The 25808-nt window shown below is 62.9% G+C and carries 26 protein-coding genes and 2 pseudogenes; 13 read left to right on the top strand and 15 right to left on the bottom strand.

Annotated features, from left to right (window positions below; all coding sequences use genetic code 11):
- The first annotated feature begins 7 nt into the window (after nucleotides 1-7).
- Together gap and AC07VY_RS03910 are read left to right on the top strand one after the other, a co-directional pair.
- Nucleotides 8-1006: a type I glyceraldehyde-3-phosphate dehydrogenase gene (gene gap / locus AC07VY_RS03905; protein WP_116607738.1), complete on the top strand. Its 999-nt coding sequence runs from the start codon at nucleotides 8-10 to the stop codon at nucleotides 1004-1006.
- Between the two features lie 113 nt (nucleotides 1007-1119).
- Complete coding sequence (locus AC07VY_RS03910; protein ID WP_495096372.1) at nucleotides 1120-2082, top strand: hypothetical protein; 963 nt, start codon at nucleotides 1120-1122, stop codon at nucleotides 2080-2082.
- Nucleotides 2083-2198: 116 nt separating this feature from the next.
- Here AC07VY_RS03910 and AC07VY_RS03915 read toward each other — a convergent pair whose 3' ends face one another.
- Both AC07VY_RS03915 and AC07VY_RS03920 read right to left on the bottom strand, forming a co-directional pair.
- The gene (locus AC07VY_RS03915) at nucleotides 2199-3731 is read right to left on the bottom strand and encodes an amino acid permease (protein WP_495096373.1); all 1533 of its coding nucleotides are present in this window, start codon (nucleotides 3729-3731) and stop codon (nucleotides 2199-2201) included.
- Nucleotides 3732-3765: 34 nt separating this feature from the next.
- Nucleotides 3766-4533 (bottom strand): SDR family NAD(P)-dependent oxidoreductase, encoded by a 768-nt coding sequence (locus AC07VY_RS03920; protein ID WP_495096374.1) that lies wholly within the window; start codon nucleotides 4531-4533, stop codon nucleotides 3766-3768.
- Nucleotides 4534-4656: 123 nt separating this feature from the next.
- Between AC07VY_RS03920 and AC07VY_RS03925 the strand changes: the two genes are divergently transcribed.
- The 9 genes and pseudogenes from AC07VY_RS03925 (at nucleotide 4657) to AC07VY_RS03965 (ending at nucleotide 13489) form a co-directional block, all read left to right on the top strand.
- On the top strand, nucleotides 4657-5646 hold the full coding sequence (locus AC07VY_RS03925; RefSeq protein ID WP_495096375.1) for a helix-turn-helix domain-containing protein: 990 nt from the start codon (nucleotides 4657-4659) through the stop codon (nucleotides 5644-5646).
- Between the two features lie 100 nt (nucleotides 5647-5746).
- Nucleotides 5747-5851: pseudogene (locus tag AC07VY_RS03930) on the top strand (Lrp/AsnC family transcriptional regulator); the annotation flags it as partial.
- Between the two features lie 116 nt (nucleotides 5852-5967).
- Nucleotides 5968-6846, top strand: a complete 879-nt coding sequence (gene rarD / locus AC07VY_RS03935; RefSeq protein WP_495096376.1) for an EamA family transporter RarD — start codon at nucleotides 5968-5970, stop codon at nucleotides 6844-6846.
- A 162-nt stretch (nucleotides 6847-7008) separates the two neighbouring features.
- Nucleotides 7009-7971, top strand: a complete 963-nt coding sequence (locus AC07VY_RS03940) for a TerC family protein (RefSeq protein WP_495096377.1) — start codon at nucleotides 7009-7011, stop codon at nucleotides 7969-7971.
- Nucleotides 7971-8549, top strand: a complete 579-nt coding sequence (locus AC07VY_RS03945; RefSeq protein ID WP_495096378.1) for a DUF2062 domain-containing protein — start codon at nucleotides 7971-7973, stop codon at nucleotides 8547-8549. The genes AC07VY_RS03940 and AC07VY_RS03945 overlap by 1 nt, the downstream gene beginning before the upstream one ends.
- A 115-nt stretch (nucleotides 8550-8664) precedes the next feature.
- The gene (locus AC07VY_RS03950) at nucleotides 8665-8808 is read left to right on the top strand and encodes a hypothetical protein (RefSeq protein ID WP_495096419.1); all 144 of its coding nucleotides are present in this window, start codon (nucleotides 8665-8667) and stop codon (nucleotides 8806-8808) included.
- Between the two features lie 129 nt (nucleotides 8809-8937).
- Nucleotides 8938-10131 carry an efflux RND transporter periplasmic adaptor subunit gene (locus AC07VY_RS03955; protein WP_495096379.1) on the top strand — a complete coding sequence of 398 codons (1194 nt, stop codon included), beginning with the start codon at nucleotides 8938-8940 and terminating at the stop codon, nucleotides 10129-10131.
- Between the two features lie 50 nt (nucleotides 10132-10181).
- Nucleotides 10182-12128, top strand: coding sequence for a MacB family efflux pump subunit (locus AC07VY_RS03960; protein ID WP_495096412.1), 1947 nt, complete (start codon nucleotides 10182-10184; stop codon nucleotides 12126-12128).
- Complete coding sequence (locus AC07VY_RS03965; RefSeq protein ID WP_495096380.1) at nucleotides 12125-13489, top strand: efflux transporter outer membrane subunit; 1365 nt, start codon at nucleotides 12125-12127, stop codon at nucleotides 13487-13489. The genes AC07VY_RS03960 and AC07VY_RS03965 overlap by 4 nt, the downstream gene beginning before the upstream one ends.
- Before the next feature lie 204 nt (nucleotides 13490-13693).
- Here the strand turns inward: AC07VY_RS03965 and AC07VY_RS03970 are convergent.
- The 7 genes and pseudogenes from AC07VY_RS03970 to AC07VY_RS04000 all read right to left on the bottom strand — a co-directional run.
- A pseudogene (locus tag AC07VY_RS03970) lies at nucleotides 13694-13888 on the bottom strand (bestrophin family protein); the annotation flags it as partial.
- 150 nt (nucleotides 13889-14038) lie between these two features.
- A complete protein-coding gene (locus AC07VY_RS03975) occupies nucleotides 14039-14410 on the bottom strand; it encodes a hypothetical protein (protein WP_495096381.1) in 372 nt (123 codons plus the stop codon).
- A 16-nt stretch (nucleotides 14411-14426) separates the two neighbouring features.
- Entirely contained in the window at nucleotides 14427-14900 is a 474-nt protein-coding gene (yidD, locus tag AC07VY_RS03980) for a membrane protein insertion efficiency factor YidD (protein WP_495096382.1), read from the bottom strand.
- A 122-nt stretch (nucleotides 14901-15022) separates the two neighbouring features.
- The gene (locus AC07VY_RS03985) at nucleotides 15023-15589 is read right to left on the bottom strand and encodes a hypothetical protein (RefSeq protein WP_495096383.1); all 567 of its coding nucleotides are present in this window, start codon (nucleotides 15587-15589) and stop codon (nucleotides 15023-15025) included.
- A gap of 77 nt (nucleotides 15590-15666) precedes the next feature.
- Nucleotides 15667-15963, bottom strand: coding sequence for a hypothetical protein (locus tag AC07VY_RS03990; protein WP_495096384.1), 297 nt, complete (start codon nucleotides 15961-15963; stop codon nucleotides 15667-15669).
- A 263-nt stretch (nucleotides 15964-16226) separates the two neighbouring features.
- Nucleotides 16227-16679: a DUF6678 family protein gene (locus AC07VY_RS03995; RefSeq protein WP_495096385.1), complete on the bottom strand. Its 453-nt coding sequence runs from the start codon at nucleotides 16677-16679 to the stop codon at nucleotides 16227-16229.
- A 314-nt stretch (nucleotides 16680-16993) separates the two neighbouring features.
- The gene (locus AC07VY_RS04000; RefSeq protein ID WP_495096386.1) at nucleotides 16994-17290 is read right to left on the bottom strand and encodes a cupin domain-containing protein; all 297 of its coding nucleotides are present in this window, start codon (nucleotides 17288-17290) and stop codon (nucleotides 16994-16996) included.
- A gap of 241 nt (nucleotides 17291-17531) precedes the next feature.
- Here AC07VY_RS04000 and AC07VY_RS04005 point away from each other — a divergent pair, with 241 nt between their 5' ends.
- Entirely contained in the window at nucleotides 17532-17912 is a 381-nt protein-coding gene (locus tag AC07VY_RS04005) for a VOC family protein (protein ID WP_495096387.1), read from the top strand.
- Between the two features lie 477 nt (nucleotides 17913-18389).
- On the opposite strand, the gene AC07VY_RS04010 is transcribed toward AC07VY_RS04005, so the two are convergent.
- Genes AC07VY_RS04010 through AC07VY_RS04035 form a run of 6 tightly spaced genes read right to left on the bottom strand, consistent with a single transcriptional unit; the run spans nucleotide 18390 to nucleotide 24825 of the window.
- The gene (locus AC07VY_RS04010) at nucleotides 18390-19166 is read right to left on the bottom strand and encodes an ABC transporter ATP-binding protein (protein WP_495096413.1); all 777 of its coding nucleotides are present in this window, start codon (nucleotides 19164-19166) and stop codon (nucleotides 18390-18392) included.
- Between the two features lie 29 nt (nucleotides 19167-19195).
- Entirely contained in the window at nucleotides 19196-20062 is an 867-nt protein-coding gene (locus AC07VY_RS04015) for an ABC transporter ATP-binding protein (protein WP_495096388.1), read from the bottom strand.
- An 11-nt stretch (nucleotides 20063-20073) separates the two neighbouring features.
- Nucleotides 20074-20973 (bottom strand): ABC transporter permease, encoded by a 900-nt coding sequence (locus AC07VY_RS04020; protein ID WP_495096389.1) that lies wholly within the window; start codon nucleotides 20971-20973, stop codon nucleotides 20074-20076.
- Nucleotides 20973-21974 carry an ABC transporter permease gene (locus AC07VY_RS04025; protein WP_495096414.1) on the bottom strand — a complete coding sequence of 334 codons (1002 nt, stop codon included), beginning with the start codon at nucleotides 21972-21974 and terminating at the stop codon, nucleotides 20973-20975. The genes AC07VY_RS04020 and AC07VY_RS04025 overlap by 1 nt, the downstream gene beginning before the upstream one ends.
- A gap of 57 nt (nucleotides 21975-22031) precedes the next feature.
- A complete protein-coding gene (locus AC07VY_RS04030) occupies nucleotides 22032-23633 on the bottom strand; it encodes an ABC transporter substrate-binding protein (RefSeq protein WP_495096390.1) in 1602 nt (533 codons plus the stop codon).
- A 37-nt stretch (nucleotides 23634-23670) separates the two neighbouring features.
- Nucleotides 23671-24825, bottom strand: a complete 1155-nt coding sequence (locus AC07VY_RS04035) for a mandelate racemase family protein (protein WP_495096391.1) — start codon at nucleotides 24823-24825, stop codon at nucleotides 23671-23673.
- Nucleotides 24826-25008: 183 nt separating this feature from the next.
- On the opposite strand from AC07VY_RS04035, the gene AC07VY_RS04040 reads away from it, so the two are divergent.
- On the top strand, nucleotides 25009-25785 hold the full coding sequence (locus AC07VY_RS04040) for a FadR/GntR family transcriptional regulator (RefSeq protein ID WP_495096392.1): 777 nt from the start codon (nucleotides 25009-25011) through the stop codon (nucleotides 25783-25785).
- The last annotated feature ends 23 nt before the right edge of the window (nucleotides 25786-25808 follow it).

A 25808-nucleotide genomic window follows, 5' to 3' on the forward strand; every position in this document is an offset into this window, starting at 1 on the left:
TAAGACAATGGCAATCAAGATCGGTATCAACGGTTTCGGCCGTATCGGGCGCATGGTGTTCCGTGCCGCCATCCAAAACTTTGACGACGTGGAAATCGTCGGCATCAACGACCTGCTGGAGCCTGACTACCTGGCGTACATGCTGCAGTACGACAGCGTGCACGGCCGCTTCAAGGGTGAAGTCTCGGTGGACAACGGCGTGCTGATCGTCAACGGCAAGAAGATCCGCCTGACGCAAGAGCGCGACCCCGCGAACCTGAAGTGGGCCGAAGTCGGTGCCGACATCGTGGTCGAATCCACCGGCCTGTTCCTGACCAAGGAAACCGCACAAAAGCACATCGACGCAGGTGCCAAGAAGGTCATCCTGTCCGCTCCTTCCAAGGACGACACCCCCATGTTCGTGTTTGGCGTGAACGACAAGAGCTACGCTGGCCAAGCCATCATTTCCAACGCCTCCTGCACCACCAACTGCCTGGCCCCGCTGGCCAAGGTGATCAACGACAAGTTCGGCATCAAGCGCGGCCTGATGACCACCGTGCACGCCGCCACCGCCACGCAAAAGACCGTCGACGGCCCTTCGAACAAAGACTGGCGCGGCGGCCGCGGTATTCTGGAAAACATCATTCCTTCCAGCACTGGCGCTGCCAAGGCCGTGGGCGTGGTGATTCCTGAGCTGAACAAGAAGCTAACCGGCATGGCCTTCCGCGTGCCGACCAGCGATGTGTCGGTGGTGGACTTGACGGTCGAGCTGAACACCTCGGCCACCATCGCCGAGATCAACGCCGAACTGAAGGCCCAATCCGAAGGCGCCCTGAAGGGCATCCTGGGCTACACCGAAGACAAGGTCGTTGCGACCGACTTCCGTGGTGACAGCCGTACCTCGATCTACGACGCTGAAGCCTCCATCGCCCTGGACGGCACCTTCGTCAAGCTGGTCAGCTGGTACGACAACGAATGGGGTTACTCCAACAAAGTGTTGGAAATGGCCCGCGTCGTGGCCAAGTAATCGGCTTCTCAGCCCCCAAGAAAAACGCGCCCTCGGGCGCGTTTTTTACATCCGGCCGCAACGTTTAGTGCCGAAAATAAAACCACGTGGACATACAAAACAAGGGAGATGGCATGTTGAATACGAAATGGTGCGCGGGCCTTTTGCTTGCGCTGGCAGCTCTGCTCACCGGGTGCGCGGGCACGGTGCAGCGGGAAGGCGGCAAGACCACAGCCCCGGGCAGCATGCTGGGGCTGAGCTACAACCACGTGGAACTGGCGCTGACGGAAGATGCCCGCAAGCTGCAGGCCGACAACCCGCAATTCAGCACCAAGGAGTTGGGCAGGTATATAGAAACCCGCCTGGACGCCAACAACCTGCTGCGCAGCGACGCGCCTTACAGAATCAATATCACCATCGAGGACTTCCGGGTGCGCTCGGCCGTATCGGCGGTGCTGCTGGGCATCCTGGCAGGCACCGACTCCATGAGTGGGCGGGTGCAGATCGTGGATGCCGCCGGACGCCAGCTGCACGCATTCAAGGTCAATGCCTCCTACGGTTTAGGCGGCTGGGGCGGCGGGCAAGACAGCATGCGCATGAACTGGATGTACGAAAAGTTTGCCGAGCTCACGCTGAACGAGCTCACGGGCAATACCAAAACGGCGGACCTGGATAAATCGACGGCACGTGCGCAACAAAGCCTGGTGATCGCGGCCAAACCCGCGGCATCGGGCACTGCTGCTGCCCCCGCGACCAAGATGACGGGCATTGCCTACCTGGGGAGTGGCTTCGCCAACATCGACGACGTAGACGCCATTCCCTACATTGACGACAAGGCGCGTGAACAGTACCGGGAGTGGTTGAAGAAGTCTGCACCGCGCGCCTTTGCGCTGTCCATGTCCGGCAAATATGCCTGGGCCAATGGCATGCGCTCCGTTGACGGCGGCCCACTGCAAGACCCGGCTGAGCGGGTGATGGCTAACTGCAACCGCATCAGTACCGAACCCTGCCACCTGTATGCCATCAATGGCGTCGTCGTCTGGAAAAAAGAAGACGATGCAGCAGCCAAACCCTTGGCGGCAAGCACTACGCCCTGAGCCTAAGAGCCCCCAATAAAAACGCGCCCCAGGGCGCGTTTTTCATGTACATCATTTTGGCTGCTAGCGCAGTGAATACCTGCGTTAGAAGCTACTTTTAATATAGCAAAATAGCCTCAACTCTCCTGCGTGGCGAACTCGGCTTCGATCTCACCCATGTGGGACTGGCGCTCGGCAATGCGTTTGCCGAGCGGTGGACCGGCGAAGTGCTTGCGCACGCCGAAGACGAACCAGATCACCAGCAGCGCGACCAACAAGGCCACGGTCACATACGCCACCTTTTCGTTCGGTGGCTGCATGCCCACATAGGCCAGGACCAGCGCACCCACGGTGCCCAACAAGGCAAAGGGCTTGGACCAGGCGCCGAGGTTGAACGGGCCTTTCTTGGTCCAGGTCTTGCCCTCGGCGAACACGCCGGCGGCGATGGGCATGGCGTAGGAGATGAACAGGAACACGGCGCTGCCGGCGCTGAGCACGGTGAAGGCGTCGCCATACAGCGTGATCGAAATCGCCAGCACGGCGGTGACCCAGATGGCAGTGCCGGGCGTGCGCTGCACATGGTGCACCTGCTTGAGCCAGCGCGAGCCGGGCAAGCCGCCGTCGCGGGCGAAGGCGTACATCATGCGCGAGCAGGAGGTGACGGCAGCCAAGCCGCAGACGAAGTTGATGAAGAACATCAGCACCTCGATGGTGACACGCAGCGCGGTGGGGATAGGCGCCAGGATGGCCTCGAAGAAGCCGGTACCCATCTTCATGCCCGCCGTCAGGTCGGGCATGACCAGCACGAAGCTGCACACCATCACATAGCCAAACAGCACCGACCACAGCACCGAGCTGATGATGCCCTTGGGCACGTTCTTGGCGGCGTCGCGGGTTTCTTCGGCGGTATGGGCCGAGGCGTCAAAACCGGTGATGGTGTAGGCCGTCAGCAGCAGGCCGGACAAGAAGGCCATCACCAGCGTCTGCTGCGGCCAGGCGCTGCCATCCGTACCGGTGAGGTTGGTGAAGGTGTACAGGCGGCTGAAGTCCAGCTTGCCGGGCGCATAGGCGACCAGCGACACCACCAGCACCACCGTGACCACGAAGATCAGGTAACCCGACAGGTCGGTGATGCGGCTGGCCAGCTTGATAAAGCGGTGGTTCAGCAGCGCCTGCAGGCCGGTGATGACGCTCAAAAAGATCGTCTGGTGCACCCAACCCAGCGACTCGGGTGCTACGCCGAACATGGGCGCAATCAAGGTCTTGAAGAACGGGTCGTAGGTGCCGAAGTTGATCGCCGCCACCACGAACACCAGGCCCAGCAAGTTGAACCAGGCGGTGATCCAGCCCCAGGCCTTGCCGCCCAGGATGGAGCCCCAGTGGTACAGGCCGCCAGCGGTGGGGTAGGCCGAAGCGATCTGCGCCATAGACGCGGCCACCACCATGGCGAACAGGCCGCCCAACGGCCAGCCCAAGCCAATGGACGCGCCACCAGCGGCCGACAGGCCCATCTGGAAGGACGTGATGCCGCCCGACAAGATGCAGATCAAAGAGAACGACACAGCGAAGTTGGAGAAGCGCCCCATGCGGCGCGACAGCTCTTGGGCATAGCCCATTTCATGCAGGAGTTTGACGTCCGCATCCATGGCGGGAGGAGAGATGGCACTCATATGAACCTACCTTTCTGCAGTGGAATGAAAAAAATTAAGCAGCGGTGAAGCAGTTGTCGACGAACAGGTGCGCGCCGTTGACGAAGCTCGCGTCGTCGCTGGCCAGAAACAGCGCGGCCTTGGCCACCTCTTCGGGCTGGCACAGGCGGCCTTGCTGGACCGACAAGGCCTCGACCGAGGCGTCGAAGCCGTACGCGGCCAGGGCCTTGATCTCGCGCTGGCCGTGCGGCGTGTCGATGAAGCCGGGGCAGACCGCGTTGCAGCGTATGCCGCGGTCGCGGTACTCCACCGCTACTGCGCGCGCCAGCATCGCGCAAGCGCCCTTGGTCATGCAGTACAGCACCTCCAACGGCGTGGCGGCTACGGACGAGATGGACGCAGTGCAGACGATGCTGCCCTTGCCGGCGGCCAGCATCTGCGGCAGCACGGCGCGGGTCACCATGAACATGCTCTTCACATTGATGTCCATCAAGCGGTCGTAGTCTTCGTCCGTGGTGTCCAGAAACGGCTTCACGGTGATGGTGCCGGCATGGTTGAACAGCACGGAGATAGTGCCGAAGCGCGCGCTGGCGGCCGCCACGGCGATCTCCACCTGGTCGCGCCGCGATACATCGGCGGCAAAGAATGCGGCCTCGCCGCCCGCAGCGATGATCTCGGCCACCACCGCTTCACCGGCGGCTACGTTGATGTCGACCACCGCCACGCGCGCGCCTTCTGCCGCGAACAACTTGGATGCCGCACCGCCCGCGCCGGTAGCGCCACCGGAAATAAGGGCCGTCTTGCCCGCCAATCTGCCTGCCATGGAATAACTCCTTTAAGTCGAATGAAATGCTGGTTCGCCCCAGTCTAAAAATTCCGTGGCGATGGCACTATCCCGAATTGGCAAAAGACTTGCTTAATCTTTTAGGCCACTTCTTTCGCACCCATGCACCCCGCTGCCACCCCGCACTTCCAGGTTTTCCGCTGCCGCGACACCGATGAGCAGGCGGCGGTGCTGCACGGCTGGAACCAGTCCTACTGCCAGCTGTCGCCCGGCGCCTTCGACGGCAGCGTGACCGCCATAGACACCGGGGCGGTGCACATCGTGGTCGAAAACCTGAACCGTGCTGTGCTGCAACGTGGTGCACTGTCGCCCGGCTGCGTGGCCATCGGCGTGCCTTTGCAGCTAGAAGGGCATTCGCTGCTGTGCGGCCAGCGCAGCCATCTCAACGGCCTGCATGTGTTCTCGGGGGCCGACGGCTTCGAGTTCCGCTCGCCCGAAAAGCATGTGGTGGTGGATATCGAGTTCTACCCGCAGCGTTTTGCCAACCCGGCGCTGCGCGAGGCCCTGGCCCGCATCGCCGGCAAGCTGGGTGTGCGGGCCACCGTGCTGGACATGCCCGGCGAACGCATGGACGCGCTGCGCCAGCTGCTACGCGCCATGCTGGACGCGGTGGGCAAAGACCCGGATTTACTGGACAACCCCCAGGTCTGCGAAGCCTTCGAGAAATCGCTGGTCTACAGTCTGCTGGATCTGCTGGAGGCCGAGCCGCTAAGGGAATCGGCCACTCCGCCCAGCGCCAACCGCAACTGGCGCCTGGCCCAGGCAGCGCGCTCGCACATAGAGCAATCGGCCCGTGACTGCCCGCTGTCGGTGGCCGAGCTGGTGGCCCTGCTGGGTGTCAGCCGGCGCTGCCTGCAGTACGCCTTCCAGGATGCGCTGGGCCTGAACCCGGCGTCCTACCTGCGGGCCGAGCGGTTGAACCGCGTGCGCCAGATCATGGGCGAAGCCGATTCAGTGACCGAGGCGGCCACGCGCTTTGGCTTCTGGCATTTCGGCCACTTTGCCAACGACTACCGTGCGCTGTTTGGCGAGCGGCCATCAGACACCTTCCGGCGCCGACACGGGCAGGCGGTACCGACCCGGTTGAGCTAAGACCCCAGGCTTGATCTGCTGGAGCTGATACGGAGGTGGGCCGACGCTCAAACAGCAGGCCGATGGCCCATCGGAAACCCCGATGCAACTCGACAAGAAGGACCTGCAGCGCGTGGTGGATGCGCTGGCGGTACATGGTGCGGTGACCACGTCCCTGGTGCTGTCCAGCCCGGTGCGCAAGTTCGTCACCATCCAATCTGTGTAAGAAGCAAGCCCCCAGCACAGATAAATACTGCGCAGGTAGCTACAATTTATGTAGTGGTCTGCGGGCCAGTCATTTTGGGTAACCACGCTACCCACCGTCTTTTACCCCCCTTCGCCATGCATCCCGGAATCCTTTACGCCACCCTGGCCTACGCAGCCTGGGGCCTGTTCCCGCTGTACTTCCACCACCTGAACCAGGTGCCAGCGCTGGAGATGGTGCTGCACCGCACGCTGTGGTCGCTGGTGTTTGTGCTGCTGCTGCTGGGCGTGCTCAAGCGCTGGTCCTGGATGCGCGCGCTGCGCGGCCAACCCAAGGTGCTGAGAGCATTTACGCTGTCGGCGCTGCTGCTGTCGGGCAACTGGCTGGTCTATGTCTGGGCGGTGCAGCACCAGCACATCGTGGACGCCAGCCTGGGCTACTTCATCCTGCCGCTGGTCAGCGTGGCGCTGGGCTTTGTGTTTCTGGGTGAACGGCCCCGGCCCGGCCAGTGGCTGGCGGTGGCGGTGGCCGCCGGTGGCGTGCTGTGGCTGACGGTACAGACCGGGCACCTGCCCTGGATCTCGCTGGTGCTGGCGCTGACCTTTGGCTTCTACGGCCTGCTGCGCAAGGTGGCCCACCTGGGCGCGCTGGAAGGCCTGGCGCTGGAGACCATGCTGCTGGCGCCGATCGCTGCCGTCATGCTGGGCTGGGCAACCTGGCAAGGCCAGGGCGTGCTGGCGCAGGGCGACAGCGCCACCATCGCCCTGCTGGTGTTTGCCGGGCCCATGACGGCCGTGCCTCTGCTGCTGTTTGCCGCTGGTGCGCGCCTGATCCCGATGTCCACCATGGGCATCCTGCAATACATCTCACCCAGCCTGCAGTTCGCCACCGGCGTGTGGCTGTTCCACGAGCCCTTCGAGTTATCGCGTCTGGCGGGCTTTGGCATGATTTGGGCCGCGCTGGTGGTGTACAGCCTGGAAGGCTGGTGGACCAGCCGGCGCACCGTAGCCGCATAAGCGGGGCAAACCACCAGGCGGTGCCGGCCGCACATTTCGTAATTTCCGAAGATACGCTATGGTTTAAGCATGTTTTCTCGGAAGTAGCCTACCCCTAGACTTACGCCCTGGCGCCCGGCAGATCTGCACGGGGTCTGGCATACGAAGAAAGGAAGCAGCGGCATGGAAACAATCGGAACCTGGTGGATGTGGGTCGGCTTTGCCGTCTTTGTGGTGGTGGCCATTGGCATCGACCTGTGGGTGATGGAGCGCCAGGGCGCGCACCAGGTCACCATGAAAGAAGCCGCCGGCTGGAGTGTGCTGTGGTTCTCGCTGGCCTTTGTGTTCGTGGGCCTGCTGTGGGCCTACCTGGACTACAGCCAGAGCCGCACGGTGGCCAATACCGTGTCCATGCAGTTCATTACCGGCTACCTGGTGGAAAAGAGCCTGTCGGTGGACAACATCTTTGTGTTCCTGATGATCTTCAGCTACTTCGGCGTGCCAGCCCAGTACCAGAAGCGCGCGCTGATCACCGGCATCATCGGCGCCATCGTGCTGCGCGCCATCCTGATTTTGGCCGGCGCCTGGCTGCTGGCCACCTTCCACTGGCTGCTGTATGTGTTCGGCGCCTTCCTGGTGTTCACCGGCACCAAGATGTGGCTGGCCGCCGGCAAGGAGCCGGACATTGCACAAAACCCGGTGCTGCGCTTTCTGCGCGGCCGCATGAAGATCAGCAACGAGTTTGACGGCGAGAAGCTGTCCACCCAGGTCAACGGCGTCAAGTACTACACGCCGCTGTTCGTGGTGCTGGTGCTGATCGGCACCACCGACGTGATTTTTGCGGTGGACAGCATCCCCGCCATCTTCGCCATCACCAGCGACCCGTTCATCGTGCTGACCGCCAACATCTTCGCCATTCTGGGCCTGCGCGCGCTGTACTTTCTGCTGGCCGACCTGGCGGACCGCTTCCATCTGCTGGCCTATGGCCTGGCCCTGGTGCTGGTCTTCATCGGCGGCAAGATGCTACTGATCGACCTGGTGAAGATCCCGATTGGCTACGCCCTGCTGGTGACGGCGCTGCTGATTGCCGCGTCCATCGTGGCCTCGCTCATCACCTCGCGCAAACCCGGCCCGCCGGCGCACTGATGGCCAGTTACGCGCATACCTTGCGCCATTGGCTGCGCGGCCTGGAGCCCCGGGTGCTGGCCCATCTGCACGGGCCGCTGCTGCAGCGCATGCGGCCCTGGCTGGACCGGCGCGAGGTGTTCAACTTCAACCGCCGCCCGTTGACCCTGGGCGTGGCCATAGGCATGTTCTGCGGGCTGATCCCTGGCCCGCTGCAGGTGCCCGCCACTTTTGCCGCTTGCGCTTGGCTGCGCGGCAATGCGATTGCCGGTGCCCTGGCTACCTGCTACACCAACCCGCTGACCATCGTGCCACTGTATTTGCTGGCCTTTCAGATCGGCCAGTGGGTGCTGCCCGGCACGCAAACCCTGCCGCCACTGCCCAGCATGGGCGATGGCGCCGCCGACTGGATGCAGGGCCTGCTGGGCTGGGTGCAGGCCATGGGCTGGCCGCTGCTGGTGGGTCTGCCGCTGCTGGGCGCCGCCTTGGCGCTTACGGCCTACGGAGCCATGCAGGCCCTGTGGCTCAGCCCAGCCATCAAGCGGACCTGGCAGCAGGCCCGACGCAAGCACAAGGCGTCACACGCAAAAACCGCATAGCCGGCCGAGTCGCCCGATGGCAAGGCCTTGTTCATCAACATCCAACACCCGGATGAGAACACCGCCAACATCGGCGACCCCAGCAAGTACAAGGGCCACTGGCCCGGCCACAGTGATGATCACCAAGAACGATGGTGGCGTGATCGGTTTGCAAGCGCGTACCTTATCAAAAATTAGTCCTTTTTTGATAGCTGCCAGCGCAGGTTATACCTGCGCTAGTGGGCTATTTTCTTGTATGAGTTTTTCGCAAAAACCATAGCGCAGTAGCAAGCTCAAGCGCGCCGGGGCAAACCTCCGGCCTTTGCTTTACAAAGGCTTTGCCGGGGCTTGGCAGGCATGTGACGGGGCTTATGTAAAGTAAGCCGCTGCTACCACACACCCTCACTCCATGCCCAAGTCCCGACTTCTGCGCTACGCGCTGGCCGCCATTTTTCTGCTGGTGCTGGCCGTCGCCGCCAAACTGGTCTTCTTCCCCAGCGCCAAAAAGCCCGACTACGTGACCGCCACCGCCGGCCTGGCCGACATCGAGCAGGCGGTGCTGGCCTCGGGCACGCTGCAGGCCTTCAAGCAGGTCAGCGTGGGTGCGCAGGCATCCGGCCAGATCAAGTCGCTGAAAGTAGCGCTGGGCGACGTTGTCAAAAAAGGCCAGCTGGTGGCCGAGATCGACTCGCTGACCCAGCAAAACAGCCTGCGCACCGCCCAGGCCGCGCTGGCCAATGTGCAGGCCCAGCTGCTCTTCAAGCAGGCCACGCAGAAGCAGGCCGAGCTGGCCTTCCAGCGCGCCCAAACCCTGCTGGCGGCCGACGCGGGCTCGCGCGCCGACTTTGAAACCGCCGACGCCGCGCTGCACACCGCCCGCGCCGATGTGAGCGCGCAGCAGGCGCAAGTCACCCAGGCGCAGATCGCCGTCAACACCGCCCAACTGAACCTGGGCTACACCCAGATCCTGGCGCCCATGGACGGCGTGGTGGTCGCCCTGGTGGCACTCGAAGGGCAGACCGTGAACGCCAACCAGAGCACGCCCACCATCATCAAGCTGGCGCGGCTGGACACCATCACCGTGAAGGCGCAAATCTCCGAGGCCGACGTGGTGCGCGTCAAGCCCGGGCAGAAGGTCTACTTCACCATCCTCGGTGCACCCGACAAGCGCTACAGCACCACCTTGCGCACGGTGGAGCCCGCACCCGACTCCATCCTGACCGACACCACGACCAGCAGCAGCACCTCGACCACCACCAGCGCCACCGCCATCTACTACAACGGCCTGCTGGACGTGCCCAACCCCGACGGCCAGCTGCGCATCTCCATGACGGCCCAGGTCAACATCGTGCTGGATGAGGCCAAGCAGGTGCTCAGCATCCCTTCGGCCGCGCTGGGTGAGCGCGACAAGCAGGGCCGCACCATGGTGCGCGTGCTGGGCCCAGACGGCCAGGCCACACCGCGTGCCGTGAAGGTCGGTTTGAACAACAACATCCACGCGCAGATTCTGGAAGGCCTGAAGGCCGGCGACCAGGTGGTGGTCAGCGAAGCTGCTGCTGGTAGCACTGGCGCTCCCCGCATGCGTCCCCCCATGGGCATGTAGGCATGGCCAGCAACCACACCGGCGCACATGCCGGCGCAATTACCGGAGCAATTGCCAGCCCGCTGCTGGAGCTCACCGCCTTGCGGCGCGAGTTCCCCGCGGGCGAAGAGACCATCACCGTCCTGAAGGACCTGAACCTGCAGATCCATGCGGGTGAAATGATCGCCATCGTGGGCGCGTCCGGCTCGGGCAAGTCCACGCTGATGAACATCCTGGGCTGCCTGGACCGGCCCACCACCGGCTCTTACCGGGTGGCTGGGCGCGAGACCGGCCAGCTGGAGCCCGACGCGCTGGCCGAGCTGCGGCGCGAACACTTTGGCTTCATCTTCCAGCGCTACCACCTGCTGGGCGACCTGAACGCACTGGGCAATGTGGAAGTGCCCGCCGTCTACGCCGGCAAAGACAGCACCGCGCGCCATGACCGCGCCGCTGCACTCTTGACCCGCCTGGGCATGGCCGACCGCATGCGCCACAAGCCCGGCCAACTGTCCGGCGGGCAGCAGCAGCGCGTCAGCATTGCGCGCGCGCTGATGAACGGCGGCAGCGTGATCCTGGCCGACGAGCCCACCGGCGCGCTGGACAGCCACAGCGGCGCCGAGGTGATGAAGATCCTGCAGGAGCTGCACGCCGAGGGCCACACCATCATCCTGGTGACGCACGATATGCAGGTGGCCGAACATGCCCAGCGCATCATCGAAATCAGCGACGGCGAGATCATTGCCGACCGCCAGGTGCGGCCCGCCAGCGTGGCGCCCGTGCTGGCCGCAGCACCTGCGGGCGGCGCCGGCTGGGGCGCGGTGTGGGGCCGCTTCACCGAAGCCTTCCGCATGGCCGTGCTGGCGCTGCGCTCGCACCCGCTGCGCAGCTTTCTGACCATGCTGGGCATCATCATCGGCATCGCCTCCGTGGTGTCGGTGGTGGCGCTGGGCGAGGGCTCGCGCCAGCAGGTGCTGAAGAACATCAGCTCCATCGGCACCAACACGATTGAAATCTTTTCCGGCGCCGGCTTTGGCGACCAGCGCGCGGCGCGCGTGCGCACCCTGGTGCCGGGCGACGCCGACGCGCTGGCCCAGCAGGTATATGCCGACAGCGTGACGCCTACTGCCTCCAGCTCGGCCACGCTGCGCTTCGGCAACGTGGCGGTGACCGGCAACATCAACGGCGTGGGCGAGCAGTACTTCCGCGTCAAGGGCGTGCAGCTGGCGCAGGGCCGCTTCTTCAACCCCGCCAGCATCACCAACCTGGCGCAAGAGGTGGTGATAGACGACAACACCCGCAAACAGCTGTTCCCCACCGACCCCAACCCGGTGGGCCAGGTAGTGCTGCTGGGCAGCGTGCCCTTCCAGGTGGTCGGCGTGGCGAAGAAGGCCGAGTCCGGCTTCGGCAATGCCGAAGCGCTGAACGTCTACATCCCCTACACCGCCGCCCTGCGCCGGGTGTTGGGCCAGAGCTATCTGCGCTCCATCACCGTGCGCGTCAGCGACGATGTATCCACCAAGGCCGCCGAGGCCGGCATCAACAGCCTACTCAAGCAGCGCCACGGCGTGGTGGACTTCTATGTGCTGAACACCGACACCATCCGCCAGACCATTGAAAGCACCACCCAGGTGCTGACCCTGCTGGTCTCGGCCATCGCGCTGATCTCGTTGGTAGTGGGCGGTATTGGCGTGATGAACATCATGCTGGTGTCTGTGACCGAGCGCACCGGCGAGATCGGCGTGCGCATGGCCGTGGGCGCGCGGCAGAGCGATATCCGCCAGCAGTTCCTGATCGAGGCCGTGCTGGTCTGCCTGGTGGGCGGCGTGCTCGGCATAGGCCTGTCGCTGGCCATAGGCTGGGGCTTCAGCCTGGCCGGCACCAGCTTCCAGATGGTCTATTCCACGGCCTCCATGGTGGCCGCGTTTGTCTGCTCCACCCTCATCGGCATCGTGTTCGGCTTTCTGCCGGCCAGTAACGCCTCTCAGCTCAACCCCGTCGAAGCACTGGCCCGCGAATGAAAACCCGCCTCCTTCCATCCACCCTGGTGTGCGCCCTGCTGCTGGCCGGCTGCGCTACCGGCCATCAAGCCGCCTACACGCCGCCGGCCACCACGGTGGCCGCGCAATGGCAGTACGCCCCTGCCAGCCAAGCCGTCAGCAACGACGCCTGGTGGAAGGCCTTCCACGACCCGGTGCTGGACCAGCTGGTCGCCCAGGCCCTGGCGCGCAACAACAACCTGGCCGCCGCCACCATCAAGCTGCGCGAAGCCCAGCTGCAGGCCGGTCTGGCAGAAAACCGCCCCGTCTTCAGCGGCAGCCTCAGCGGCACAGCCACGCGCACGCTGGACACACCGCAGCAAGTCACCCACAGCAGTGGCACCAGCCTGGGCGTCAGCTACGAGCTGGACCTGTGGAACAAGCTGGGCAGCCAGCGCGACGTGGCCCTGTGGGAAGCCCGCGCCACCGAGCAAGACCGTGCCAGCACCGCGCTAACCCTGGTGGCCACCACCGCCCAGCTGTACTGGCAACTCGGCTATGCCCAGCAGCGCCTGGCCGCCAATCTGCAAAGCATTGCCAATGCGCAGAAGACCCTGACCTTGGTGCAAGCCCAGGCCAGCGCGGGCGCCACCAGCGGGCTGGAGCTGGCCGAGGCCCGGCAAAGCCTGCTGAACCTGCAGGCGACGCAAACCACGCTGCAGCAGAACGTGGTCACCGCCAACACCGCCTTGGCCCTGCTGTTCGACGCAGCCCCCCTACCCGCCGCACCCCAAACCCTGCCCACCAGCCCGCTGCCCGAAGTGGCCGCCGGCCTGCCCGCCGAACTGCTGGCGCGCCGCCCCGATCTGCGCGCCGCCGAGCTGCGTCTGCGCGAAGCCCATGTGCAGATCGACGCGACCCGCGCCAGCTACTACCCGGCGCTCACACTCACCGGCGCGCTGGGCACCTCCAGCACCTCGCTGGCAAACATCCTGCAAAACCCGTTTGGCAGCCTGGGCGCGGCCCTGAGCCTGCCCTTCCTGAACCAGCAGACCATGGACCTGAACATCCAGGTCGCCCAGGCCCAACGCGACCAGGCCGTGGTCAACTTCCGCCAGACCCTGTACACCGCCCTGGGCGATGTGGACAACGCCCTGTCCGCCCGCCAGCAGTACCGCCAGCAAGCCGTCTTGCTGCAGCAGGCACTGGACGCCGCCACCCGGGCCGAACGCCTGTACGAAGTCCGCTACCGCGCCGGCTCCGTCGCCCTGCGTCCCTGGCTGGACGCGCAAGACAGCCGCCGCACGGCCGAGATCGCCGTGGCCGAGAACCGCCTCAACCAGTACGTGAACCACGCGACGCTGGTGCTGGCTTTGGGGGGGAGTGCGGGAGCGGTGCAGTAAGCCCGGCTCCTCGCCCTTTCTTGATGGTTGGTTGATGGAAACCTCACCATACAAGCTTGTCGAAGGGCTCCATTACCAGCAGGCCCTTCGACAAGCTCAGGGCGAACGGTAGTAGCGACACGTCTGAGGTACAAATCCGATCAGATCCAATCAGCCTTCGGCGCAGGTACTATCTGCGCTAGCCGCTATAAAAAGCAGATCACATCAGCTCAGCCGAAAGTCCACCGGCAGCAGGGGCGGGGGAATATCGGTGTCGTCTAGCGACTCGCGCAGATTGATTTCCAGGCCACGGCAAATCGCGTCCAGCGGCAGGTCGTTGGGCTCCAGGCCAAACGGCTCTTCGATCTCGTCGCCCAGGGCGTCCAGGCCGAAGAAGGTGTAGGTGACGATGGCCACCAAGCCCTAACGCTATCAGTACAACGATCGGTCCGACGAGAAGTTCAACCATGGGTGTGCCCGGAGCTCGGTGGAGAACGACAACTTACCGTTTACCGTTGGCGCTCCGGTTAAGTGATCGGTTTAGCGCCAGCGCCCGCGGCATGGTGTGCATCATTGACAAGTGGTTGTAAGCGGGATAGGGCCAAAGACAGTTTGCGAACCGGCGAAACCGCCGAGCTGCAAAACGAACGCTGAGTTTGAGGGGCTATGAATGAAGAGCATGTAGTTGTAGCCGTCGTGTACCAGCGGACCGCTTGCGCGAAGTTGAACAGCGGCAAGAAGCTCCTTGTCTGGAGGCAGCTTCGCAGCCACGGGGATGGTGCGGTCAACGCCCACCATAGTGAAGCACGGAGATAGACGCTTCTGCACTGATTCAACGAAAACCCTCTCGTTTGCAGTGCGTGGCTCGATGGCCTTTTGAGCTTTGGCGCTCACAGCAAGAAGCGCAACCGAAGCGAAAAGCAGGTGGCGGGCGATCTGCATAGCTGGTGTAGAAAAATTAGGCATCGCTGTGCGTGCCTTGACGCGAGTTCGGTTCAACGCGACTCCGCGCCTTTGGTGGGATGTAGACATACTTTTCTTGCTCCCCGGATTTATCCCGCCGCTGCGGCCAATCGCACCCACTGCAATCGCACCAGCTAGCGAGATCACAGGCGTCCTTTAAGAAGTCGCCACCAGGCAAGTGACAACTTGCATCGCATGGTACGTCGCAGCCTACATCGCAAAAGCCACCTTGCGTACGGCTTGGTCGACCGCCAGCCTGACGATGCCGACGACAAGCAACACCGCACAAATAAGTTCTTTGCCGGATGAGTACCAGGCCGCCGAAAACGCCGTGGAGGCGCACCGCTCGGTAGCCAAATGCAGAGCAACTGGCGCGACCTGTGTGCTTACCGTATGCGCAGCAGAAGCCTTTGTACGGAGAAACGTACTTCTGATAGGCACGAATGGAGGCTAGTAGCACACGGCGCATGTACGGCGATGCCTAACGTCTGAATTCACCGGCCTGCGCGGCTTTTCGCGCAGTTCCGGAGGAATGATGGGTTGGGCCGCAGGAAATTCTCGACTGTGGCTCGTTGTTGCCTTGGCAAGTAGTCAATGAAAGACGATAGCTCCATCACTAGCGCACATGGAAAACGCCTTCATCCAATCTTGATAGGACGTACGAAAGTACTCATCAGAATGCTTTAAGGCGGCGTCTTGATACTGAAGAAAGTCCTTGTAAACACGCTTGCACACAACGGGGCCAATTACGCCTTCGGCGTCGGAGAAGTCAATAAGCTCCCAAAATGCGCCCCTCTTGATTTTCCAAACCGTAGCGTCGTACCGAAGCTCAGTCTTGCCGTTGAACGATTTGTACGGCGTCTGCTCATTGCCTGCGAGCTTTGCCAACTCGTTTCGCCAGTAGTTGTAGCCAGAATAGGAACCCGCCCTGAAGTCAAAGGCCGACTCGTAGCGATATACCTTTCCCGCTATCAAACCATCAAAGCGTTCCGCGAATTCCACTGGGGCCAGCTTGACTTGATTAGGTCCCAGTGGTTCCCCATCGCTATCAAATTGCGGTGATGGGAAGATGGTGAGTCTTTCGTAGGCTGTTACGTCCAGGCCGGCATTTACAGCAACTGGCCATAGGAATATTGCGATGAGTAACTTACGAAGCATGAATATTCCTAAGGTCCAGCATCCAGGTTAACCGGCAAAAATGTGGAGCATTTTTGTTCGCCTTGAAAATGTTAGACCTATGGTTTAGCACGCAACTCACCGAATTGAGTCCTCTCGACATGAACACCGTGACAATCAGGAACATGGGGTAACGATATTGGGTATTCGGACAAGTAGTCTTCGGGCTCAAAAACGGGAGCATCGAAATCGAATTCATGGTTGCGAGACACGTAGTAGTTCACAGATAGGTCTTCAGGAGTAAGCGTGAAGCTCCATACATCCAGGCGATTGCCGGGAATTCTCGATGCATCGTGTGCTACCCAAAATTCTGGCATTAGTAGCCGAGAAGCATTTTCGGCGACCAGGATGGCCATCTGTATTTCGTCATAAGCATGATCGAACATACTCTCAGCCAACGCTACGCATTGACTCTCAGGCATTTCAGGGCGGCTCCGCACCCAAATTAGCCTGGTTCCTACTTGAAACTCTAACGTGACGTATCCGTTGCAAATGGGGTACCGGCCTAACATCGTAGCTTTACTTAGAGTATTCATAGGCTTAGCGTTGGCGCTGTCCGGTACGCAGCAAGCGCCGCAAAACGGCAATCTGATGCTGTGCGTCCAAAACAAGCAACCTGTTAAGCCGGTGGATTTTTATCAAAGCCTTCTGTATTTCGGGGTGCATACGCAAATACCCGGAACATATTTTTACCCCGCACATAGTCAAGGCCGATACGTGCCAGAATCGTCTCAACTTCAGCGGAGTGGTCTTTGATTTTTTGAACGACCACAGTCTTCCGTGTAACCGGATCCCGAGTAATGTATTCCCTGCAAAAGATGTCAATCCACTCGATGGCAGAAAACGGATAGGGCAGAGCCTCCCATTCATAATCCCAATCACAAACGTAATTGCCGTCGATGCATTTGCATCGATATTGTGGACCAATCCAACTCAAATCGCGACATGCGCCAATGAGTTCTATCCACTTTGTGTCACTTGCCAATCCACCAAGTCCTAGTTCACCAGCAAGTCTTCGCAGCTTTACTCGCTCAGCGTCTGGGTTCGGTTTGTGCAGTCGATGCTTGGCCATATGCAAATGAGGCTTCAAAGCAATATAAACCGCAAAACCTGCGGGATAAAAATGTCGCGGCGGTAACTATCGGTCATCAAAATCCCCAGGAAGTGGCTTGCAGAATGGCTCTCTAGCGAGGTATTGGGACAAACATCCTATGCCAAGCGATGAACCACTATAGCCCGGGAAAACCGATAGGCGCCTGATCCGCAGGCATCCTTCCTTTAAATGGTCTAGTTGCCCAGCGCTCTATTTTTCATAGCTTCTCGCGCAAATGGAATCTGCGCTAGAGTCACTTTTCATTTGAAGATTCCGATACGCAAATTGAGCCGTCACTGGTCGATGATGACCAGCGTGCCCTGGCTGCCTGCTGCCACGGCGTGGGCTTGCCCAGCGGGCACCAGGAAGACTTCGCCGGCTTGCACGCGGATCAGCTGGCCGTCGATTTCCAGGTTCATGTGGCCGTCCACGACCAGCAGGGCTTCGACGAAGGGGTGGGTTTCGGGCGGATAGGCAGAGGCGTCCATACGCAGCACTTTGATGTTGGCGCCGGCGGCCCTGCCGAGCACGGTGGATCGCCAGGGAATGGGCAGGCGACTCGCCTCTGCGCTGAGATTCAGTTTGGACATTGGGGGGGTGGATGTGGGTCTATACGAAGGGCCTGTATTGCCCGGTGCAAACGAGGAAGCACTATAGCCCGGCGCTGCATTTTTCATAGCTTCTCGCGCAGGTGCTATTTGCGCTGGAGACTGTTTTTATTTCAGCACCCAAGCTGCATCGCCGACTGGTAGTTTGCCAACTTGGCGCCTATGCTAAGAAAGCGCTGATCGCCTTGCACCAGCGCCAGCCGCTAGAGCGAAAGGACTACATATGCTAGCCAATGCTTCTGTGACAACCATGCTCCCGGTGATCGATATCGAGCGGGCGCGAGCGTTTTACGAACGCTGCCTGGGATTGACGCCCAGTGGTTTCCGACCCGACGGCAAGTGCATCTACCAGGTGGGCGGTAGCACGCTGGCTCTGTTTCCCCGGCCGGAGGGTACCAAGGCGGAACACACGGCGATCAGCTTTCAGGTGCAGGACATCGCCACCAGCGTGGTCGGGCTGAAGGAGGCCGGCGTAGTGTTCGAGGACTACGATCTGCCTGGATTCAAGACCGTGGACCATGTGTGTGTGCTGGGTGCGGAGAAGGCAGCCTGGTTCAAGGACACCGAGGGCAACTATCTTTGCATCCACCAGGACATTGGCTGAACGCAGGCCCTGGTTTTCGTCAGATATGCAGCTGCAAAGCGCTCTACTTTCTGAAGCTTCTTGTGCTTGTGGAGTTTGCGCTGAGTGCGTCTTTTGATTTGAAGATTTTTATGCTGCGTAGTGTGGTGCGGATCGCTGTGGGCGTCTCTGCGATCCCCGGCCGGGATATGCGCCCGGCAGGGGATACCAAAGGCATCAACCCTTTTAAAAGGTTAAACCCAATCGGCCGCTAGCGCATGAAATACCTGCGTCACCAGCTATCAATTTGAGAGTGGGCGTCTACCCGCCCCTGGGGTCAGAGCCGAAATGCGGATAGACGTCGTGGACTCCGATAAGCGGACTGAGCGCAATTCGGATCTGACCCCATGGCCTTGCGCGCGGGGTTACCGAGAACCGCATACAAACCAAACGGCCAGCGACCCCACCAAGGAGGCGGCAAGAACATGGCGGCGGTTCAACACCAGTGGCTTCCTTGTCTCACGCTGCAGCAGCCAGTGCGTCTGCCGCGTTACGGCTGTACGAGTGGCTGGCTTCCACCAGCATGCGGGTGTAGGGGTGCTGGGCGGCGCCGCTGCAGAGTGCATCCACGCTCAGCGATTCGACGATGCGGCCGTGCTGCATCACCGCCACCTGGTCGCACAGGTGGGCCACCACGCCCAGGTCGTGGGTGACCATCAGATAGGTCAGGCCGTCGCGCTCGCGCAGGTCGGCCAGCAGGTTCAGGATTTCGGCCTGCACGGATACGTCGAGTGCCGATGTGGGCTCGTCCAGCAGCAGCACGCGCGGCTCCAGAATCAGTGCGCGGGCTATCGCCACACGCTGGCGCTGGCCGCCCGACAACTGGTGCGGGTAGCGGAAGCGGAAGCTGCTGTTCAGCCCTACCTTGGCCAGGATGCTGTCGATGCGCTCGCGCTCCCGGTCCATGCCGTGGATGCGCAGGGGCTCGGCCAGCACGGTGTGGATGGTGTGGCGCGGGTGCAGCGAACCATAGGGGTCCTGGAACACCATCTGCACCTCGCGGCATTGGGCCAGCTTAGGTGCGCGGCCCAGCTTGTGGTCCAGCGGATGGTTGCCAATGCGGGCGCTGCCGGTCCAGTGGCTGTACTGCCCGGCCAGGCAGCGTAGCACCGTGGTTTTGCCGGAGCCGGATTCGCCCACCAGGCCGAAGGACTGGCCCTGGCGTACCTGCAGCTGTACATCGTTGAGCACATTCACCGCACCAAAGGCAAGGTGCAGTCCGTTGACGTCGATCATGGCCATGGAATAGTCCTTTGCGTGCCGGTTCAGGTGGTGAGCCAGGCCGGGTCGCGTTGCAGTACGGGCAGGCGGGGGCGGCGTTGCTCCAGGCTGGGCAGAGCGCCCAGCAGGCCGCGGGTGTAGGGGTGTTCGGCGCGGTCCAGGTCGGCGGCGGCAATGCTTTCGACCACGCGGCCGGCGTACATCACCAGCACGCGGTCGCAGAAGTGGCGCACCAGGTTCAGGTCGTGGCTGATGAACAGCAGGCCCAGGCCGCGCTGGCTGACCAGTTCGTCCAGCACCGCCAGCACCTGCAAACGCACCGACACATCCAGCGCCGAAGTGGGCTCGTCGGCAATCAGGATCTCGGGCTCGGTGATGAGCATCATGGCGATCATGATGCGCTGGCCCATGCCGCCCGAGACCTCGTGCGGGTACAGGTTGAAGACACGCTGCGGTTCGCGGATGTGTACCGATTCGAGCATGGCCAGCGCGCGCTCATAGGCCTCGGCACGCGGCACCTTGTGGTGGGCCAAATAGGCCTCGGCGATCTGCTGGCCCACGCGCACCACCGGGTTCAGCGAGTACTTGGGGTCTTGCATGATCATGGACATGCGCTGGCCGCGTATGCCCTGCATGGTCTTGGGGCTGGCGTTCAGCAGATCCACGCCGTCGAAGGCTAGCTTGCGGGCTTCGATGCGCGCGCTGCGCGGGTGCAGCTTGAGCAGGGCGCGGCCCACGGTGGACTTGCCCGAGCCGGACTCGCCGACGATGGCCAGCTTTTCGCGCGACAAATTGAAAGACACGCCGCGCACCGCGTGCATGGGGCCTTCGGGCGTGGCGAAGTGGATGTGCAGGTCTTCAACCTGCAGCTTGGGGGCCACGGACAGCGCGGCGGCAGGGGGGTTGTACATATGCATGGTCCTTATTCGCTGCGCGGGTCGAGCACGTCGCGCAGGCCGTCACCCAGCAGGTTGAAGGCCAGGCTCACCAGCATGATGGCGGCGCCGGGTGCGGCGACCAGCCACCAGCATTCGATCATGTAGCGGCGGCCGCTGGAAATCATGGTGCCCCATTCGGGCAGCGGCGGCTGCGCGCCCAGGCCCAGAAAACCCAGGCCGGCAGCGGTAAGGATCACGCTGGCCATGTTCATGGTGAGGCGCACCACCACCGACGACATCAGCATGGGCGCGATATAGCGCAGCAGGATGCGGCTGCTGGAAGCACCTTGCAACTGCGCGGCCACCACGTAATCGGCGTGGCGCAGCGACAGGGTTTCGGCCCGCGCCAGCCGGGCAATCGGCGGCCACGCGGTGAGCGCGATGGCGATCACCGCGTGGTCCAGCCCAGGGCCCAGCGCGGCCACGAAGGCCAGGGCCAACACCAGGCTGGGGAAGGAGATGAAGATGTCGGTGATGCGCATGAACAGGTTGTCCACCCAGCCGCCGAAATAGCCCGCCATGCTGCCCACGGCCAGGCCGACCGGGCCAACGATCACCGTCACCAGCAGGATGATGTAGAGCGAGATGCGCGAACCATGTACCAGGCGGCTAAAGATGTCGCGCCCGTATTCATCGGTGCCAAACCAGTGCGCCGCAGATGGCGCCTGCAGCGCCTGCTTCAAATCTTGTAGCAAAGGGTTGTGCGTGGCGATGACCGGGGCGAACAGCGCCACCAGCAGCAGCAGGGCCACCACCACCATGCCGGCGACGGTCATGGGATTGCGCAGCAGCCGGCGGGTGCCGCGGGCCAGGTTCTGCCGCAGCGCCTGGGCGGCAGATTCCGGTGTCGCGTTATGTGTGGGGTCGTAGGTAAGCGTGGCCATCAGCGTGTTCTCGGGTCAAAGACTTGGTACAGGGCGTCGGAGACCAGGTTCAGGGTGACGAAGATCACACCCACTACCAGCACGCAGCCCATCACGGCATTCATGTCGCCCAGCAGCAGGCTGCTGGTCAGGTACTGGCCGAAGCCGGGCCAGGCGAACACGGTCTCTATCAGCACCGCACCCTCCAGCAGGCCGCCGTAGGCCAGGGCCACGATGGTCAGCAGCTGCACCAGGATGTTGCGAAACGCATGGCGCCAGACCACACTGCGCTCCGACAGGCCCTTGACCCGCGCCGTGGTGATGTACTCCTGCGACAGCTGGGCCAGCATGAAGCTGCGCGTCATGCGGCTGATATAGGCCATGGAGTGCAGACCCAGAATGCTGGCCGGCAGGATGAGGAACTTGAGCGCGCTGCGGAACACCTCCCAGTCGCCGGCCAGGGCCGAGTCCAGCAGCAACAGGCCGCTGCGCGTGGGCACGATGCCGTCAAACGCCAGGTCCACCCGGCCCGCGCCGCCAGCCCAGTCCAGCCAGGCATAGAACACCAGCAGGCCCATCATGCCGAACCAGAACACCGGTGTGGAGTAGCCAAACAGGCTGATCACACGCACCACATGGTCGGCCAGTTGGCCACGCCGGGTGGCGGCGTACACACCCAGCGGAATGCCTATGCAGGCGCCCAGCAGAATGGCCATGGTGGCCAGCTCCACGGTGGCGGGCAGCACCCGCACCAGGTCTTCGGTGACCTTGTGGCCGGTGAGCATGGCCTTGCCCAGGTCGCCATGCAGCAGGTCGCGCAGGTAGTAGCCGAACTGCACGGTCAGCGGCCGGTCCAGCCCCAGCTGTTTGTAGACCTGCTCATAGGTGGATTTATCGGCATCGAGGCCGACGATGGACAGCACCGGGTCCAGTGGCATGACCCGGCCAATCACAAAGGTCAGCAGCAGCAGGCCGAGCAGCGTCAGCACCACGCTGAAGGCGCGCTGGCCTAGCGCCCGCAAGAGCTTGGAAGTTTTGGAAGAGGACAAGAGCATGTCTCCGGAATAAGAGGGCTGGGCTCAACGCTGCTTGTAGACGTCACGCAAGCGTGTCGTCGCCGATGGATGGCCCTGGTAGTTGCGCAAGTCCTTGCGCACCACCACGGTGTCCACCATTTGCGAGATGGGCTGGATGGCGCCGACCTCGGTTTCATACAACCGCTGCACCTTTTCGTACTCGGCGGTCTGCTTGGCTTCGTCGGGCTCGACCTCGGCCTTGGCGATCAGTGCGTTCAGCTCGGGGTTGAAGAACGATGTGCGCCAGCCCTGGAAGTTGGTGAGCTTTGCCGCGTCGCTGTTGTCGGGGTTGAGCACCAGGGCGCGCAGGCTGCCGTGCGGGTGCGGCTCCACACCGCCGCCGCCGCGCCCCACCAATATTTCAAACTTGCGGTCGCGCATGGCGCCGTAGACCTGGTTGCCGGTGCCCGACAGCACGCTGGCATCAATGCCGGCCTGCGCCAGTGTGGACTGCAGGCTGGTGGCGATGTTGATGAAGGGCGGGTCGGCCAGCACGCGGATGCTGGTCTTGAAGCCGTTGGGGAAGCCGGCCTCGGCCAGCAGCTTCTTCGCGCCGGCCACGTCCAGCACATAGGCCGGGCTGGGCAATGTGGCGGCCAGGCCCAGCTGCACCGGGCGCTGGTTGGGCACGCCATAGTTGGGCATGACGGCACTGTTGATGCCGTCGTAATCGATCAGCTTGCGCAGCGCCAGGCGCACACGTTGGTCGGCAAACTTGGCGTCCTTCATGCTCAGCGCCACGTAGTACAGCGTGCCGCGGCGCATGGCCTGCACCACCGCGTCGGGGTTGTGCTTCATGGCTTCCAGATCGGGCACCGACATGCCCGAAGCCACGTCCAGGTCACCACGCTGCAGCATCAAGCGCAGCGACTGCGATTCGGTCATGTGGCGCATCACCACCCGCTTCATCTTGGCCGGGCCGCGCCAGTAGCCGTCGAAGCGGTTCATGATCAGCGTGTCTTTGGCGCGCCATTCGGACAAGGAGAACGGGCCGGAGCCGGCCGCGTGCGTGGTCAGCCAGGCCGCGCCCATATCGCCGTTCACCTCTTGCGCCATCACGGCCTTGCGGTCCAGCACCACGGCGCTGACCGAGGTGGCCAGGGTGAACAGCACCATCTTCGGGTCGGTGGGCTTGGGCAGGTCGATCACCAGGATTTGCGCGTCGGTGGCGCGCACCATCTTCTCCACATTCTTGGCGCTGAAGCCGTAGCTCTTCCAGGGCGAGGCCATGGCCAGGTTCAGCTTGAGCACGCGCTGCAGCGACCAGGCCGCGTCTGCAGCGGTCAGCATATTGCCCGACTGGAACTTGACGCCGGAGCGCAGGTTCAGGGTGATGCTGCGCCGGTCGGGCGCGACCGTCCAGCGCTCGGCCAGGCCGGGCTGGATCTGGCCCACGTTGTTGGCGTCCAGCTCGATCAGGTAGTCGTACAGATTGGTGTTGATTTCCACCACGTCGTTGCCGGTGGCGGCGGCCGGGTCCAACGACAGCAGATTATTCATGCTGAAGCCGACGATCAGCTGGTCCACCGGCGTTTTAGCCCCGGCGCCGGTGACCAGCAGGCACAGCGCCAGCGCTGCGGGGCACCACCATTTATTGTTATGCATTGACTTGTCTCCTCGGGATTGACGGGCCGGCGGCGCGTCAATACTTCAGGCGTGTATGGGCTTCGATGTAGTCGAAGTTGATGTCTTCGCCCAGGCCCGGCAGCTGCGACAAATGCACATAGCCCTCGGCGTCCATCGGGTCGGCCAGGGTGTTCAGATAGGCCGGCACTTCGTCGTAATCCAGGAAGGGGTGCAGCAGGCCGCGCTCGTACCAGCGGCAGTTCTTGATAGCCGCGCACACCGCCAGGTTGGCCGCGCCGTTGCCGTGCACCTCGCACTGCATGCCAAACGATTCGGCCAGGTGCGCCACCTTCAGCGTGGGCGAGATGCCGCCCACGCCCGGCACGCCGGCGCGCAAGATGTCGCAGGCACCGGCCTTGACCCAGTCGGCACGGCTGTGGTGCTTGCCGGACAGGCTTTCCGGGCCAACGATGGGGATGTCCAGCTGGTCGGCCAGCCAGGCATACGAGGCCATGCTTTGCTCGTTCATCATTTCCTCGAACCAGGTGAAGTTGAGCTTCTCCAACGCGCGGCCGATGGTGAGTGCGTCCATGCGGCTGTAGTCATGGTAGCCATCCAGCATCAGCGGGATGTGCGGGCCCACGGCTTCGCGCACCGCGGCGCAGGCCTTGATATCCATCGCCACGCTGGGCGCGAACGACACCGGCGGCATCCAGGTGTGCAGCTTCAGCGCCTTGTAGCCGCGCGACACCAGCTTCTCGGCAAAGGCGGCGTATTCGTCGGGGGTGGACAGGCCGCCTTCCAGCTCGTCACCGCACATGGTGCTGCCATAGGCCGGCACCTTGTCGCGGTAGCCGCCGATCAGGCGGTAGACCGGCTGGCCCAGCGCACGGCCGGCCAGGTCCCACAGCGCCTGGTCCACGGCGGCCAGGGCCCGGTCGGTCAGCTGGCCGGCGCTGCCGCGTTGCCAGTGCTCCAGGCCCTGCCAGAGGTATTCACGCTGGAAAGCGTTCTGGCCGATCAGCACCTTGCGCACAAAGGCTTCGAGCACATGGGGGCGAATCACTTCGGGTGGCGCGAACGCGTAGCCGCTATGGCCGTCATCGGTGGTGATGGTCAGCATGGCCATCTTGCCCAGACCCTCGGGGCCGGGATGGGAATGGCCCGCGGAATCCACCGAACGGCGGGTGGGGAAGCTGAACTCCGTGCCGTGCACGCTTACGATTTTCATATCCATCCTTTTGATTCATCAGTCGTCAGACTTTGTGCAATTCTAGGCAACACGTCTGACGTGTATTCCTGGTACAAACCCTTGGTCTCTCTGTAAAACCTGCTCTTGGGGCTTGTGCATCAGTCGTCAGGCGAGCCACACGGCAGCGTTATAGTTGCCAGCTATCCACCCGAGCGCCCGTCCATGAGCACCCTGCTGCAAGAACAACCCCTGCGTGCCAAAAGCCAACCACAGCGCGTGGTGGACGGCGTCTCCGAACGCATACACAGCGGCGCCCTGAAGCCCGGCGACCGGGTGCCGCCCGAGCCCAGCCTGATGCGCGAATTCAATGTCAGCCGCACGGTGGTGCGCGAGGCCATGTCGCGCCTGCAGGCCCGTGGCCTGGTCGAAACCCGGCAAGGCGTGGGCACGTTCGTGCTGGCCACTCCGGCGCCCGAGCCGCTGCTGGCCATCGCCTCGCGTGATGTGCAGGTGCGCCAGAAGCTGGCCATGCTGGAGCTGCGCATCAGCCTGGAATCCGAAGCCGCCAGCCTGGCCGCCATGCGCCGGCGTGACGAGCACCTGCAGGCCATGCGCGCCGCGCTGGACGCCTTCGATGCGCAACGCCGCGTTGGCGGCAGCACCACCGAACACGACTTCCAGTTCCACGTGCAGATTGCCGCCGCCACGGGCAACGAATACTTTGAAGAAGTGCTGTGCAGCCTGGGCAACGCCACCATCCGCCGCAACCCGTCCGACGGGGCGGTGGCGACCAACAGTACAAATGTCGACAAGACCGCGGCCCGCTTCGGCGAGGCCCAACCCCTGCTGGAAAGCGGCAAAGCCATCACCCAGCGCGAGCATGAGGCCATCTATGACGCCATCGCCCGCGGCGATGCCGCTGCCGCCCGCGCCGCCATGTTCATGCACCTGAGCAATAGCCGCGAGCGCATGCGCAGCAGCTACGCCGTCCAGGACTGAAAGTCGCCCAGGGATGCTCTGCA

Source organism: Rhodoferax sp. GW821-FHT02C08 (assembly GCF_059421805.1).

Coding starts and splice junctions, on each gene's coding strand:
- AC07VY_RS04030 (WP_495096390.1), bottom strand. CDS start 23,633: ATGCATAACAATAAATGGTGGTGCCCCGCAGCGCTGGCGCTGTGCCTG.
- yidD (WP_495096382.1), bottom strand. CDS start 14,900: ATGCGCCGTGTGCTACTAGCCTCCATTCGTGCCTATCAGAAGTACGTT.
- rarD (WP_495096376.1), top strand. CDS start 5,968: ATGCATCCCGGAATCCTTTACGCCACCCTGGCCTACGCAGCCTGGGGC.
- AC07VY_RS04010 (WP_495096413.1), bottom strand. CDS start 19,166: ATGATCGACGTCAACGGACTGCACCTTGCCTTTGGTGCGGTGAATGTG.
- AC07VY_RS04040 (WP_495096392.1), top strand. CDS start 25,009: ATGAGCACCCTGCTGCAAGAACAACCCCTGCGTGCCAAAAGCCAACCA.
- AC07VY_RS03985 (WP_495096383.1), bottom strand. CDS start 15,589: ATGCTTCGTAAGTTACTCATCGCAATATTCCTATGGCCAGTTGCTGTA.
- gap (WP_116607738.1), top strand. CDS start 8: ATGGCAATCAAGATCGGTATCAACGGTTTCGGCCGTATCGGGCGCATG.
- AC07VY_RS04005 (WP_495096387.1), top strand. CDS start 17,532: ATGCTAGCCAATGCTTCTGTGACAACCATGCTCCCGGTGATCGATATC.
- AC07VY_RS03975 (WP_495096381.1), bottom strand. CDS start 14,410: ATGCAGATCGCCCGCCACCTGCTTTTCGCTTCGGTTGCGCTTCTTGCT.
- AC07VY_RS03920 (WP_495096374.1), bottom strand. CDS start 4,533: ATGGCAGGCAGATTGGCGGGCAAGACGGCCCTTATTTCCGGTGGCGCT.
- AC07VY_RS04000 (WP_495096386.1), bottom strand. CDS start 17,290: ATGTCCAAACTGAATCTCAGCGCAGAGGCGAGTCGCCTGCCCATTCCC.
- AC07VY_RS03945 (WP_495096378.1), top strand. CDS start 7,971: ATGGCCAGTTACGCGCATACCTTGCGCCATTGGCTGCGCGGCCTGGAG.
- AC07VY_RS03995 (WP_495096385.1), bottom strand. CDS start 16,679: ATGGCCAAGCATCGACTGCACAAACCGAACCCAGACGCTGAGCGAGTA.
- AC07VY_RS03940 (WP_495096377.1), top strand. CDS start 7,009: ATGGAAACAATCGGAACCTGGTGGATGTGGGTCGGCTTTGCCGTCTTT.
- AC07VY_RS03925 (WP_495096375.1), top strand. CDS start 4,657: ATGCACCCCGCTGCCACCCCGCACTTCCAGGTTTTCCGCTGCCGCGAC.
- AC07VY_RS03955 (WP_495096379.1), top strand. CDS start 8,938: ATGCCCAAGTCCCGACTTCTGCGCTACGCGCTGGCCGCCATTTTTCTG.
- AC07VY_RS04015 (WP_495096388.1), bottom strand. CDS start 20,062: ATGTACAACCCCCCTGCCGCCGCGCTGTCCGTGGCCCCCAAGCTGCAG.
- AC07VY_RS03965 (WP_495096380.1), top strand. CDS start 12,125: ATGAAAACCCGCCTCCTTCCATCCACCCTGGTGTGCGCCCTGCTGCTG.
- AC07VY_RS03990 (WP_495096384.1), bottom strand. CDS start 15,963: ATGGCCATCCTGGTCGCCGAAAATGCTTCTCGGCTACTAATGCCAGAA.
- AC07VY_RS03915 (WP_495096373.1), bottom strand. CDS start 3,731: ATGAGTGCCATCTCTCCTCCCGCCATGGATGCGGACGTCAAACTCCTG.
- AC07VY_RS04035 (WP_495096391.1), bottom strand. CDS start 24,825: ATGAAAATCGTAAGCGTGCACGGCACGGAGTTCAGCTTCCCCACCCGC.
- AC07VY_RS03950 (WP_495096419.1), top strand. CDS start 8,665: ATGATCACCAAGAACGATGGTGGCGTGATCGGTTTGCAAGCGCGTACC.
- AC07VY_RS04020 (WP_495096389.1), bottom strand. CDS start 20,973: ATGGCCACGCTTACCTACGACCCCACACATAACGCGACACCGGAATCT.
- AC07VY_RS03910 (WP_495096372.1), top strand. CDS start 1,120: ATGTTGAATACGAAATGGTGCGCGGGCCTTTTGCTTGCGCTGGCAGCT.